This window comes from Helicobacter acinonychis (assembly GCF_900461455.1).
Taxonomy (GTDB): domain Bacteria; phylum Campylobacterota; class Campylobacteria; order Campylobacterales; family Helicobacteraceae; genus Helicobacter; species Helicobacter acinonychis.
Map to the genome: position 1 here is coordinate 1,135,077 of NZ_UGIA01000001.1, position 11,925 is coordinate 1,147,001.

14 protein-coding genes and 5 tRNA genes are annotated in these 11,925 nt (G+C 37.8%); 5 read left to right on the top strand and 14 right to left on the bottom strand.

Translation table 11 applies throughout. The features are described from left to right. Positions 1–2: 2 nt before the first annotated feature. The 7 genes from DYI00_RS05460 to pyrF form a co-directional block, all read right to left on the bottom strand. Positions 3–78, bottom strand: a tRNA-Glu gene (locus tag DYI00_RS05460). A 59-nt stretch (positions 79–137) separates the two neighbouring features. Further along, positions 138–214, bottom strand: a tRNA-Asp gene (locus DYI00_RS05465). 43 nt (positions 215–257) lie between these two features. Then, a tRNA-Val gene (locus tag DYI00_RS05470) sits at positions 258–333 on the bottom strand. 36 nt (positions 334–369) lie between these two features. Then, positions 370–444: transfer RNA gene (locus DYI00_RS05475), tRNA-Glu, on the bottom strand. A gap of 12 nt (positions 445–456) precedes the next feature. Further along, a tRNA-Lys gene (locus DYI00_RS05480) sits at positions 457–532 on the bottom strand. Between the two features lie 229 nt (positions 533–761). Next, positions 762–1,592, bottom strand: coding sequence for a pantoate--beta-alanine ligase (panC, locus tag DYI00_RS05485; protein ID WP_011577220.1), 831 nt, complete (start codon positions 1,590–1,592; stop codon positions 762–764). Between the two features lie 2 nt (positions 1,593–1,594). After that, positions 1,595–2,278: an orotidine-5'-phosphate decarboxylase gene (pyrF, locus tag DYI00_RS05490; protein ID WP_011577219.1), complete on the bottom strand. Its 684-nt coding sequence runs from the start codon at positions 2,276–2,278 to the stop codon at positions 1,595–1,597. Between the two features lie 120 nt (positions 2,279–2,398). Between pyrF and DYI00_RS05495 the strand changes: the two genes are divergently transcribed. From DYI00_RS05495 to DYI00_RS05515, 5 genes are read left to right on the top strand one after another with little or no spacing between them, the layout of a single operon-like run. Continuing rightward, positions 2,399–3,064 carry a carbonic anhydrase gene (locus DYI00_RS05495; RefSeq protein ID WP_011577218.1) on the top strand — a complete coding sequence of 222 codons (666 nt, stop codon included), beginning with the start codon at positions 2,399–2,401 and terminating at the stop codon, positions 3,062–3,064. Beyond that, complete coding sequence (gene kdsA / locus DYI00_RS05500) at positions 3,051–3,881, top strand: 3-deoxy-8-phosphooctulonate synthase (protein ID WP_011577217.1); 831 nt, start codon at positions 3,051–3,053, stop codon at positions 3,879–3,881. Before DYI00_RS05495 ends, kdsA begins: the two co-directional genes overlap by 14 nt. Before the next feature lie 9 nt (positions 3,882–3,890). After that, positions 3,891–4,361: a 6,7-dimethyl-8-ribityllumazine synthase gene (gene ribH, locus DYI00_RS05505; RefSeq protein WP_011577216.1), complete on the top strand. Its 471-nt coding sequence runs from the start codon at positions 3,891–3,893 to the stop codon at positions 4,359–4,361. A 1-nt stretch (position 4,362) separates the two neighbouring features. Next, positions 4,363–4,779: a transcription antitermination factor NusB gene (gene nusB / locus DYI00_RS05510; protein WP_011577215.1), complete on the top strand. Its 417-nt coding sequence runs from the start codon at positions 4,363–4,365 to the stop codon at positions 4,777–4,779. Positions 4,780–4,824: 45 nt separating this feature from the next. Continuing rightward, positions 4,825–5,364 (top strand): hypothetical protein, encoded by a 540-nt coding sequence (locus DYI00_RS05515; RefSeq protein WP_041600170.1) that lies wholly within the window; start codon positions 4,825–4,827, stop codon positions 5,362–5,364. Here DYI00_RS05515 and flgG read toward each other — a convergent pair. From flgG to DYI00_RS05550, 7 genes are all read right to left on the bottom strand, one after another. Next, positions 5,361–6,149, bottom strand: coding sequence for a flagellar basal-body rod protein FlgG (gene flgG / locus DYI00_RS05520; RefSeq protein ID WP_011577213.1), 789 nt, complete (start codon positions 6,147–6,149; stop codon positions 5,361–5,363). The two genes, DYI00_RS05515 and flgG, sit on opposite strands and share 4 nt — an antisense overlap. Before the next feature lie 410 nt (positions 6,150–6,559). Then, a complete protein-coding gene (gene rpsR, locus DYI00_RS05525) occupies positions 6,560–6,817 on the bottom strand; it encodes a 30S ribosomal protein S18 (protein WP_011577212.1) in 258 nt (85 codons plus the stop codon). A gap of 23 nt (positions 6,818–6,840) precedes the next feature. After that, entirely contained in the window at positions 6,841–7,386 is a 546-nt protein-coding gene (locus DYI00_RS05530; RefSeq protein ID WP_011577211.1) for a single-stranded DNA-binding protein, read from the bottom strand. A gap of 15 nt (positions 7,387–7,401) precedes the next feature. After that, positions 7,402–7,830 (bottom strand): 30S ribosomal protein S6, encoded by a 429-nt coding sequence (gene rpsF / locus DYI00_RS05535; protein ID WP_011577210.1) that lies wholly within the window; start codon positions 7,828–7,830, stop codon positions 7,402–7,404. Positions 7,831–8,182: 352 nt separating this feature from the next. Then, complete coding sequence (holA, locus tag DYI00_RS05540; protein ID WP_041600169.1) at positions 8,183–9,205, bottom strand: DNA polymerase III subunit delta; 1,023 nt, start codon at positions 9,203–9,205, stop codon at positions 8,183–8,185. Further along, positions 9,195–11,129, bottom strand: a complete 1,935-nt coding sequence (locus DYI00_RS05545) for an RNB domain-containing ribonuclease (protein ID WP_104709213.1) — start codon at positions 11,127–11,129, stop codon at positions 9,195–9,197. The genes holA and DYI00_RS05545 overlap by 11 nt, the downstream gene beginning before the upstream one ends. Further along, positions 11,129–11,920: a shikimate dehydrogenase gene (locus tag DYI00_RS05550; RefSeq protein WP_011577207.1), complete on the bottom strand. Its 792-nt coding sequence runs from the start codon at positions 11,918–11,920 to the stop codon at positions 11,129–11,131. Before DYI00_RS05550 ends, DYI00_RS05545 begins: the two co-directional genes overlap by 1 nt. Positions 11,921–11,925 lie beyond the last annotated feature (5 nt).

Below are 11,925 nucleotides of genomic sequence, written 5' to 3' on the forward strand. Positions count from 1 at the left end.
TGTGGCGACCCTTGAAAGATTTGAACTTCCGTTTCCACCGTGAAAGGGTGGTATCCTTGGCCACTAGATGAAAGGGTCATTTTTATAACGATTGATTATTATACTAAAGCACAGAAAATGATTTAAAAAGCATTTGGTGGCGGAGCGGACGGGACTCGAACCCGCGACCCCCTGCGTGACAGGCAGATATTCTAACCAGCTGAACTACCGCTCCCTATCCAAACTCCATAGCTTAAAACACATGCTTGAAGTTCATATGGTGGTCGCTATAAGACTCGAACTTATGACATCTACCTTGTAAGGGTAGCGCTCTACCAACTGAGCTAAGCGACCAAAATATTGAGATAAATCCAACTAAATCTAAAAGAGTGGTGACTCCTAGGGGATTTGAACCCCTGTAACCACCGTGAAAGGGTGGTATCCTAACCACTAGATGAAGGAGCCACGATGCTCAAATGGTGATCCGTGTTGGATTTGAACCAACGACCCATTCCTTAAAAGGGAATTGCTCTACCAGCTGAGCTAACGGATCTCACAAAAAGACAATGATACAATTTTTTTTAACGCTTGTCAAGGATAATCAACAATAATTGAAAAAATATCGCCCTTTTCATAGAAATTTCTTAAGTAGCATTAGTAACGGATATTGCACTTAAAACTTTGGCTGTGTTTAATGGTATCATCTCAAAATAAACGCCATGCGTTTTGTTAGCTATTGGTGGGGATAATAAGCTATTTTAACCCCAAAAACAAAATTTTAACTACACCCATAAATTGTCTAAAAGCCTTGTTTTGCCCGCACGAGCCGCCACTAAAATGAGCGTGTTAGTTGGCTCTATGATCTTTAAAGGCTCTAGTTTGTGGTTACAAAACTCCAAATAATCCACTTCTAAATTTTTTAAAATTTCAAGCCCTATTTTTTTGAGCATTTCGCACGCTTTTTCACCCATGTCTATGGCTTGCTGGATATTTTCTAAAGCTTTTGGGATCGCTAGGGCTTGTTTTCTTTCTACTGCATTCAAATACACATTCCTAGAGCTTAAAGCTAAATGATCGCTATCGCGCACAATTTCGCATGGCACTATTTCAATGTCTAAAAGCAAATCTTTGACTAAATGCTGAATGATTAAAAGCTGTTGGGCGTCCTTTTTACCAAAATACGCTCTAGTGGGATTGACAAGATGAAACAACCTTAACACGACTTGAGCGACGCCATCAAAATGCCCCTTACGCATCGCTCCTTCTAAAGAATGGGATAAAAATTTAGGGGCATAAAGTTTTAAGCGTTGCTCTGATTTGTAAGGATACATCTCGCTAATTTTAGGCACAAACACCACATCAACGCCTAATTTTTCGCATAAAGCCAAATCCTTTTCTAAAGGACGCGGATAAGCACTAAAATCTTCATTAGCTCCAAATTGCGTGGGATTGACAAAAACGCTCGTAATCGTGTGAAAATTTTCTTTCAAACTCCTTTCTATCAAGCTTTGATGCCCTTTGTGTAAGGCTCCCATAGTCGGCACAAAACCAACGCTTTCTTTTACATTTTTACGATATTCTCTTAAATCAGAAATCGTTTCTAAAACTTGCATTCTCAACAATCCTTTAAAAGCTCTAAAGCCACTTCTCTAGGCTCTTTAGCTTGGTAAATGGGGCGGCCCACCACGATAAAATCGCTTAAATTTTGTTTAGCTTCTTTAGCGTTAGCCACCCTTTCTTGATCTTCTTTATCGTTTTTATTGAGTCTTATACCAGGGGTTAAAGTCAAAAAGTCCTTACCTAAATTTTCTTTAATCGCTAAACTTTCAAACACCGAACACACCACCCCATCAATACCGCTCTCTTTACCCATAACGCTTAATTTGATCGCTTGAGTTTTTAAAGGGGCGTTATACACGCTCAAAAATTCCTCTTCGCTAAAGCTCGTTAAAGCGCTCACGCCCATGATCAAGGGGCGTTTTTTAAGAGTGTTTAGGCGTTGCATTAAGGTTGTTAGCACGATTTTACCGCTACTTAAATGCACGGTGAGCATATCAATTTCTAATTTCGTGCATTCTAGCGCGGCATTTGCCATAGTATAGGGAATATCATAAAGCTTCAAATCCAAAAAAATCTTAAAATTTCCATCAATCTTTCTGATCTCATCTAAAAAAATAGCCCCATCTCTTATAAACGATCTAAGCCCCACTTTAGCCCATAAATTCAAGCCTTTCAATTCTTTCAATAAAGAAAGGTTGTCTTTTTTTTCTTCCAAGTCTAGCGCGACACATAATTGCATGAAAGCCCTTTAAAGTGTAAAATAACGCCATTATAACAAAAAGAAATGAAAGAATTTTAGCTATGATAAGCGTTTGAAAATAAAACAAAGTTTCATGAAATTAGATTTAAGGGTTAAAGAGTGAAAGCATTTTTAGGGGTGCTAGAGTTTCAAGAGAATGAGTATGAAGAGCTTAAAGAGCTTTGTGAAAGCTTAAAGACTAAGCAAAAGCCTCATACTTTGTTTATTTCTTGCGTGAATTCACGAGTCGTGCCCAATCTAATCACAGGCACAAAACCTGGTGAATTGTATGTGATCCGTAACATGGGCAATGTGATCCCCTCTCAAACAAGCTATAAAGAATCCCTTTCTACCATTGCGAGCATTGAATACGCTATCATGCATGCGGGCATTCAAAATGTTATTATTTGTGGGCATAGTAATTGTGGGGCTTGCGAGAGCATTCATTTAATTGATAATAAAACCACAAAAGTTAAAACCCCTTATACCACAAACTGGATACAATTTTTAGAGCCTATTAAAAAAGAATTAAAAGATCACCCACAATTTAGCAGCCATTCTGCAAGGCGATCATGGTTTACGGAGCGTTTGAATGTGCACTTACAACTCAACAACCTCTTAAGCTATGATTTTATCCAAGAAAAAGTGATCAAGAATGAATTGAAAATTTTTGGTTGGCATTATATAATAGAGACAGGCAAGATTTATAATTATAATTTTGAAAGCCATTTTTTTGAACCCATTGAAGAAACCATTAAACAAAGGATAAACCATGAAAATCTCTAAAACAAAAACCCCTAAACTAGTTTTAATCGCTGGACCATGCGTCATTGAGAGTTTAGACAATCTAAGAGGTATTGCTATTAAGTTACAACCCCTAGCCAACAATGAGCGATTGGATTTTTATTTTAAAGCGAGTTTTGATAAGGCTAACCGCACAAGTTTAGAAAGCTATAGAGGGCCCGGACTAGAAAAAGGCTTAGAAATGTTACAAGCTATCAAAGATGAATTTGGCTATAAGATTTTAACCGATGTGCATGAGAGCTATCAAGTAAGCATAGCGGTCAAAGTGGCTGATATTTTACAAATACCGGCGTTTTTATGCCGACAAACGGATTTGATTGTAGAAGTGAGTCAAACTAACGCCATTATCAATATTAAAAAAGGGCAATTCATGAGCCCAAAAGACATGCAATATTCTGTCTTAAAAGCCCTTAAAACAAGAGATAAAAATATTCAAAACCCCACTTATGAAAACGCTTTAGCTAATGGCGTGTGGCTGTGTGAAAGGGGGAGCAGCTTTGGGTATGGGAATTTAGTGGTGGATATGCGTTCTTTAAAAATCATGCGAGAATTTGCCCCGGTGATTTTTGACGCCACTCATAGCGTGCAAATGCCAGGGGGTGCGAATGGGAAAAGTTCAGGAGAAAGCTCTTTTGCCCCTATTTTAGCCAGAGCGGCGGCTGCGGTGGGTGTTGATGGGCTATTTGCAGAAACGCATATTGATCCTAAAAACGCCCTAAGCGATGGGGCTAACATGCTCAAACCTAATGAGCTTGAAAGCTTGGTAACCGATATGTTAAAAATCCAAAATTTATTTTAAAGGAGTTTCATGCAACTTATAGAAGGGAAATTACAACTACAAGGGAATGAAAGAATCGCTATTGTAATCTCGCGCTTCAATCACATTATCACAGACAGATTGCAAGAAGGGGCGATTGATTGCTTTAAAAGGCATGGGGGCAATGAAAAGCTTTTAAACCTCGTGCTAGTGCCTGGAGCTTATGAATTGCCTTTGATTTTAGACAAATTGTTAGAGAGCAAAAAATACGATGGCGTGTGCGTTTTAGGAGCGATCATTAGAGGGGGGACTCCGCATTTTGACTATGTGAGCGCGGAAGCGACCAAGGGCATTGCCAACACGATGTTAAAATACAGCATGCCCGTAAGCTTTGGGGTCCTTACCACAGACAATATTGAACAAGCGATTGAAAGAGCGGGCAGTAAAGCCGGTAATAGGGGCTTTGAAGCGATGAGCACCCTCATTGAATTATTGAGCTTGTGCCAAACTCTCAAGGGTTAAAATGGCGACACGAACTCAAGCTAGAGGGGCTGTGATTGAATTGTTGTATGCGTTTGAGAGCGGTAATGAAGAAATTAAAAAAATCGCCCCTAGCATGCTAGAAGAAAAAAAGATTAAAAACAACCAGCTCGCTTTCGCCTTAAGCCTTTTTAATGGCGTGTTAGAAAAGATCAATGAAATTGACGCCCTCATTGAACCGCATTTGAAAGACTGGGATTTCAAACGCTTAGGGAGTATGGAAAAGGCGATTTTACGCTTAGGGGCGTATGAAATTGGCTTCACGCCCACACAGAATCCTATCATCATCAATGAATGCATAGAGCTTGGCAAACTCTACGCTGAGCCTAACACCCCCAAATTTTTAAACGCTATCTTGGATTCTTTAAGCAAGAAACTCGCTCAAAAACCCTTGACCTAATTTAAAAATGATGCTATAATCACTAAATTGTGATTTATACATTAGCTGTATTTCTTGAGCGGTAGAGTTTTTTCGGCTATATTCAGCTTTATTCTTTGGGTCATTCTTTGTTTTCCGTTTATTTTTACGGTTGTTGCTCTAATATTTAATCATAGTTTTGGATTTGTTCGTTCTGATCTAGCTCTGGGTACTTTTGCTTTAGGAGGACTTGCACTGCAGATTGTTTGGTTTTTCTTTTCATTTCTTTTGTGGGTAATATTGACTGTTTGGTGTTGTTTAGTCATGCATTCAGATCAGAGGCAAGAAGACATAGAACAGCTTATCAATGTTATCAATGGAATTGCTAAAGCAAATTCCGGTAACTCTTTGTGCCAAGAAACACAACAAACAAATACAAATCAAACAAACGACAATGAAACTGAAGGAACTCGTATTTTTATTTCTCTAGTTATTTTCTTTTTAGCCATTATTTTGTTAGTTATTTTTTTTAGAAAAGGAGAATACCAATCAAGCAACAATCAAAGAATTGATTCTAAAAATCCTAGCCACAAGCATTATAATAAGAATAGCAACCGCTCCAATTAGCGTTTGAGAGAATTGACCGTTTGAAGCATAGCATCAGCGGTTTGAATGCTTTTAGAATTCGCTTCATAAGCCCTTTGAGCGGTGATTAGATCTGTCATTTCTTCTACCAACCTCACATTACTAAGCTCCAAAAAGCCTTGCCTTAATTTGCCTAAACCTTGAGAATCGGGATTGCCCACAATCGCATCGCCACTAGCATTGGTGATTGAAAACAAATTGTCTCCCATAGAATGAAGTCCCGCCGGATTGACAAAATTAGCCAAAGTGATTTGCCCAATCACATTAGAAGTCGTTTGCAAGCCTTGAGTCACGCTCACCGTACCATCCACCCCGATATTCACTTGTGTGGTGTCTTCAGGCAAAGTGATTTGAGGGATAAGAAGATAGCCTTCGCTCGTTACAAGATTACCCTGTTCGTCTAGCTTGAAATTACCGCTCCTTGTATAAGCGGTAGTGCCATCAGGAAGCTGGACTTGAAAAAAGCCTTTGCCTACAATGGCGACATCTAAATTATTCTCCGTTTCTTTAGGGCTGCCTTGCGAAAACATTTTGGTAATCGCACTAGGGCGCACGCCTAAGCCCACTTCCATGCCATCTGGCGATAAGGTCGTATTGCTTGTGTTAGTGCCAGCGTATTGCATAGCTTGGTAAAACAAGTCGTTAAAATCCGCACGAGATTTTTTAAACCCAGTAGTATTGACATTGGCGATATTGTTTGAAGTGGTGTCAATATGCGTTTGTTGGGCGAGCATCCCTGAAGTAGCGCTATAGAGAGAGCGGAGCATGATTTTTCCCTTTAAACTAAAACTTAATCACTTAAAATTCTAACAAAAATAAGATTAAATTTGAATAAACTTAAAAACGCTTTTTTAACGCTATTTTTTAAAATCTTAAGTTCTTCCAAAGACCTATTTTTTAATGATAAATACTTAAAAGTAATGGCTCTGTTTTAATAATTGGCAAATCAAGCTCTTAATTACTTTTTAAAATGAGATTTTAGCTATTTTGTTTTATGGTTTGATATTTAATTTTATGAAAGTTATTTTCCTAGAAAACTACCGCTTGACTAAAATCAAGCTTTTTGATTTTGTCTTAAAAAATGCTTTTCAACACTTTTTAATAATTAATGTTTAACAAAAGCCAAGCTAAACAAGATTAAAGACAAAGGGGGCATGCCCCCTATCTAATCAAAAGTTTAATGCTGTTTAAAAGGGCTATCCACGACCTTTTTTCTATCCACAATGTAGGGGATTAAAGCCATGTGGCGGGCTCTTTTAATCGCCACTTCCACCCTTTCTTGCCACTTTTTGCTGTTGCCTGTCAATCTCCTAGGCATGATTTTATAGCGTTCTGATAGCGTGTGCTTGAGCATGTCCAAATCTTTATAGTCAATAAAGCTAATTTTAGCTTCAGTGTATCTGCAATAGCGCTTTGAATAGCGTTTTTTTTCCATAATGTCTCCTTAAATTTTCACCCTTAAAAGGGGATTTCTTCTTCATCAATATTGATTTCAGGCACGCTGTTTTGGTATTTAGATGGCTGTGCCTGTAAATTCTCTTTAGTATAAGCATTTTGAGAATAACTAGGGGCTTGGTTAAAAGGATCTTGGCTAGGGGCGTTATAATTCGTTGGATAAGCGTTGTTGAAATTCTCATGCATAACACTATCTTGCATGGCGTTAGCTTGAGAGTTGTCTGACTTCTTGTCCATAAATTGCAACGCATCTGCTGTGATAGTGTGGCGAGAATTTTTTTTGCCCATTTGATCCGTCCAGCTTTCATAAGTCAAACGCCCTTCTATTAAAACGCTTGACCCCTTGCTCAAATATTGATTGGCAATTTCAGCCGTTCGCCCAAACAAGCGCACATCTATAAAGCACACTTCTTCGCCTAGCGTACCGTCTTGTTTTTTAAAACGCCTATTTGTCGCCAAACCTATTGTAGCTACAGCTGAACCGCTAGGCAAATATTTCAACTCCACATTCCTAGTCAAACGCCCTACCATAATCACTTTATTAAACATGATAAGCCCCTATTTTCACTCGCTATGAGATTCTTTACTTCCTGCTTCCTCTGTGTGATGAGAGTGTGCGTGTTCGGTTTTTTCGTGTTTTTCTTTAGCGTGTGATGGCTTTTTATTAGCCCTATCCACTAACGCATGCCACGCTTCTACTTCTTTCTTGCTGTCGTATTTGATTACAATGAAACGCAACACATCTTCATTGATGCGATACAATCTTTCAAGCTCTAAAATCATTGACGGCTCTGCCTTGAAATACATCACATAGTAATAGCCTCTTTTATGCTTTTTGATTTCATAAGCTAAATTACGCATGCCCATATCTAGGCTTGTTTCAATCACGCCGTTATGCTTAGTGATCACTTCTTTATAAAACTCAATCTTTGATTTAATCTCTTCTTCTACTAAAGTAGGTTTGAGAATAAACATCGTTTCATAATGCCTCATCCATTCTCCTTGTGGTTGTATAGCCCTTTTTTTACTAAAAAAGAGCAAGGTCTAAAAAACCTCTAATTATACCTTTCTTTCGCTTGTTTTTGGATTAAATTTGGTTGAACCTACAATCTAAAATGCTTTTAGCATTTTTACAATCACATACTAAAGAGCTTGCGTGAGCGAGCGGTATTTTCTTAAGCGGTCTTCTTGGGTTAGGGGGTTTCTTAAGGGGGTTGTAGGGGGAATTATTTCAAAATACCTCCCTATCCCCTTAAGAGTTTTATCATAAAAATAGAGTTTTTAAAAAATTAAAGCATTGCTAAAAGTTAAACAAAATTTTAGTTTTTGCAAAAAAACCTAAATTTTAAGGATTAATAATCTTTTGAATCTGGGTCAAATACAAAAAGCCTAATTCCTTTTGCCCTTGCATGCTTTGAATGTGCCACAACCTAAAAATTTCAAAAACCCTCTTATAGCCGGCTTCTTTCAAACGCGGGGCGTTTTTAATGTAATTTTCGGTGATTTCTTTAGGAGGAGCGTAGCCTAAAATTTCTTTAGCATCCACTGAACCGGTCGTTTTAATGTGAGCGAAAAATAAAAAAAGCTGGTAAAAATACCTTTCCAAACCCCTTAAAATATCCGCATCCCTCTTGCCCTCTTTGAGCAAATAATCATAAATGTCAAGAACGCTTTTTTTAAGAAAAAGCCCTAAAATGAGCTTTTGCAAATCCATATCCCCCGCATTGGAGCTTAATTCTTGAATGTCTTCTAAAGTGATGGGTGCCTTTAAAATCGCTAGTTTGTCTAAATCGTTAAACGCAATGCCTAAATCTTCGTTATTGATTTCAAAAAGAGTGTTTAAAAGATGGTTGCTGATGTCTAAATGTAAAACATTAGCCCTTTCTTGTAAGAGTTTCAAACTCTCCCAAGTTTTAGGGGTAAAAAAGCGTGCATAAATCGCTTCATCTTTCAAGGGGCTTTTTTGGAAAAATTTAACGATGGCCTCGCTGCTGTATTTGTATTTGGTGGTGTCGCTTTTAGAGTTATAAAGCCCTATGATAAGCCTATTATGGCTAGGCCGCTCTAGTGCTTTTAAAAAAAGATTAATATCATTTTCTTTAAATTTCTTATGCAATGCAAAGTCTAGTTTTAAAACAACCAAACTGCTCTCGCCAAATAAAGAATCTTGCTCTAAAAGGGTCATAATAAGGCTTTTTTCATAATCGCTCGCATAAAAAAGCGAAGTTTCTATGTTAGGGTTATTGAGCTTAAAAAGTGAGCTAATCGCTTGAGTGTAATAATGGATGAAAAAATCAAACTCCCCATACAAAAACACCGCTTTAGGGAGATGCTGTTTTAAATAATGATCCAAATCTTTACGATACATGCTCTTTAATCCTTTCTGTGATTTCACCCCTAACTTGCCCTAAAATTAAATGAGCATGCGTGATTTTAACGCGCACCTTTTCTAAGGGTTTAAAAATCTTGTTCGTTTTTACTAAAACCTTAAGCCCTACCCACTCTTTTAGCCCCACGATTACTTCATCTTTAGTTTCTAAAACAACGCCCAAAAACTCTTTTTCTAAATACTCTAAAGCCAAGCGGGCGAATTTACGCTTGATGAAATCCCTTTCAATCAAAGCAACCTTTTTTTGTAAAGCGTTCAATTCAGAGCATAATTCAGGCATTTCTTCTAACAAATACGAGCAGCCTTTAGCTTGATGGAACAACAATTCTTTTAAAAGCCTGTGTAAGGCTAGATCGCTGTATCTTCTAATGGGCGAAGTGAAATGCGTATAGCTAGCAAACCCCAAACCAAAATGGTTTTCTTGCATGGGGCTATAAAGGGCTAAATTTTGAGATTTAATCATTAAGCGCGAAACTTCTCTTTCTACATTCTTTTCTTTGGCTATTTTTAAGGCATGCTCTAAAAAAGGGAAAAAGCCCATGTTTTTAGGGCGTGTGATCTCATAATCAAAAAGCTTGGCGTAGAGGCGTTTTTGTTGCTCCAAACTTGGCTCTTTATGGGTGCGGTATATCCCCCTATTTTGAAAATGCTTATCCAATAACCTAGCGCTAGACTGATTGGCTAAGAGCATGGCTTCTTCTATAAGGGTGTGTGCATCGCTTTCTTGTTGTGTTTCAATTTTTTCTATACGCCCTTCTTGGTTTAAATAAAGCTTGTTTTCAAACGAATTGAAATTAAACCCCTTTTTCAAACGCTCCTTTTTTAACTTCAAAGCCATTTCTAAAAACCCCAAAAGGCTTTGTTGTAAATCTTTACTCAAAGAGCTTTGTTGGGTGCTTAAAAAATGATTGATTTCTTCATAACTGCAATTAGCCCTAACTTCAATAACGCCTTGAAACAATTGGACGTTTTTTAAATCATCTAAAGGGATTTCATACACCAAAGCTAAGCGTTTTTCAAACGCCTTTAGCGAGCATGCCCCTTGAGACAAACTCAAAGGCAACATGGGATACACGCTGTTAGGAAAATACACGCTAAAGCCTCTAATCCTAGCTTCTTTATCCAAACTGGAATATTTTGGCACGAATTCGCTCACATCAGCAACCGCCACAAACAAAACTTTTTTTTCTTGATCATAAAAAATCGCATCGTCAAAATCTTTAGCGTCTTTGGGGTCAATGGTGATAAAAGGGATATGAGAATAATCCACTCTGCATTTAAAATCGCTCGCTTTAAGTTGCGCATAGCGTTTGGCTAAACCCAAACAATCTTTTGAAAAATCTTTCACTCTATCAAAAAGATTTAAAGAAAGGTTTTCATCTATTAAAGGATCTTCTAAAGCCCCTAAAATCTCGCTGATCTCACGCTTTTTAATATCCACTTTCACCACGCAATGCCTAGGCAATTCTAATAAGGATTTTTGGCTGTGTTTTAAGATAAGGGCTTTCTTAAAAGGCTCTTTAAAAGGGATAGCCACAATTTGGTTATTTTCTTTTGTTAAGTAAGCTATCATTGTATGGCTTTCATTTAGAAGAGCGGCTTTAAAAAAGGCTATGGGGCGTTTTTTAGAATATTCTATTTGGCATAAAATCAATGCATCTGTTTTGAAAGAAGAGGGTAAGTTTTTAATTAAAGGGTCTTTAGGGTAATTTCTCGCTAAAGAAATAAAAAACGCTTTATTTTTTACCCATTCAATCTTGCCTATATCAAAGCCTTCTTTTAGAATCCAACGCTCCTTTTTCAATTCAAGCGTTTCTTTTAAAACGCCCTTTCTTATTAAGGGGGCGAATGGTTTAGGGATCTTTTTAACCCCAAAAAACAAGCTTCTTAAAAACCCTTGCATCAAAAAACACTTCGCATGATTTCAAACGCTTTTGAATAAGAGATTTGAGAAGAGCTAAATTTTTCAAAACTTAAAGAGGCTTGATAGATGAGCATGCCTTTTCCGTCTTGAAAGGGGAGTTTTAATTCTTTGGCTAGAGACAAAAAGGGCGTTAAAAACCCATACGCCAAATCATAAGCGAGCCGGCTCTCTTTAAAATACCCTTTCAAAACCTCTTTATCCAAAGGCAATTCGTTATTCAAACTCGCTGAAGTGGCGTTAATGATCAAATCAAAAGCACCTTTAGGAGTGGTAGTGAAGCATGCACAACCCAAGTTTTGGAAAAAATCCAAGCCCTTAGTGGAGCGGTTCAACACGCTCACTTTTAAACCTCGTTTTTTTAACTCGCACGCTAGGGCTTTAGCGCTCCCTCCAGAGCCTAAAATCAAAGCACTTTGATAGTTTTTTTGCTTTAAAGAAAGATAAAACCCTAAAGCGTCGGTATTGTAACCCACAAGCTCATCATTTTCTAAAACAAGCGTATTGACTGCTCCGCATTCAAGTGCTATACCCTTGATTTTATCGCAAACTTGAAACGCCCTTTCTTTAAAGGGCAAGGTTACATTAGCCCCACTAAGCCCTAAATTCAAAAACTCGTTTTTGATATGGCTTTCTAAAGGGAGTAATATAGGGTGGTAATGCCCCAAAAACCCCAATTCCTTTTGAAAGGTCAAAAAACAAGCGTTATGGATTAGGGGCGATTTGGAATGCTTGATGGGATTTCCTAAAACCCCAAAAGATTTTAAACCCATTGCTG

Bases quoted from the DNA above. Each gene is read 5' to 3' on its own strand.
- panC (WP_011577220.1), bottom strand. From the start codon at position 1,592: ATGCAAGTTTTAGAAACGATTTCTGATTTAAGAGAATATCGTAAAAAT.
- pyrF (WP_011577219.1), bottom strand. From the start codon at position 2,278: ATGCAATTATGTGTCGCGCTAGACTTGGAAGAAAAAAAAGACAACCTT.
- kdsA (WP_011577217.1), top strand. From the start codon at position 3,051: ATGAAAATCTCTAAAACAAAAACCCCTAAACTAGTTTTAATCGCTGGA.
- ribH (WP_011577216.1), top strand. From the start codon at position 3,891: ATGCAACTTATAGAAGGGAAATTACAACTACAAGGGAATGAAAGAATC.
- nusB (WP_011577215.1), top strand. From the start codon at position 4,363: ATGGCGACACGAACTCAAGCTAGAGGGGCTGTGATTGAATTGTTGTAT.
- flgG (WP_011577213.1), bottom strand. From the start codon at position 6,149: ATGCTCCGCTCTCTCTATAGCGCTACTTCAGGGATGCTCGCCCAACAA.
- rpsR (WP_011577212.1), bottom strand. From the start codon at position 6,817: ATGGAAAAAAAACGCTATTCAAAGCGCTATTGCAGATACACTGAAGCT.
- DYI00_RS05530 (WP_011577211.1), bottom strand. From the start codon at position 7,386: ATGTTTAATAAAGTGATTATGGTAGGGCGTTTGACTAGGAATGTGGAG.
- rpsF (WP_011577210.1), bottom strand. From the start codon at position 7,830: ATGAGGCATTATGAAACGATGTTTATTCTCAAACCTACTTTAGTAGAA.
- holA (WP_041600169.1), bottom strand. From the start codon at position 9,205: ATGTATCGTAAAGATTTGGATCATTATTTAAAACAGCATCTCCCTAAA.
- DYI00_RS05545 (WP_104709213.1), bottom strand. From the start codon at position 11,129: ATGCAAGGGTTTTTAAGAAGCTTGTTTTTTGGGGTTAAAAAGATCCCT.
- DYI00_RS05550 (WP_011577207.1), bottom strand. From the start codon at position 11,920: ATGGGTTTAAAATCTTTTGGGGTTTTAGGAAATCCCATCAAGCATTCC.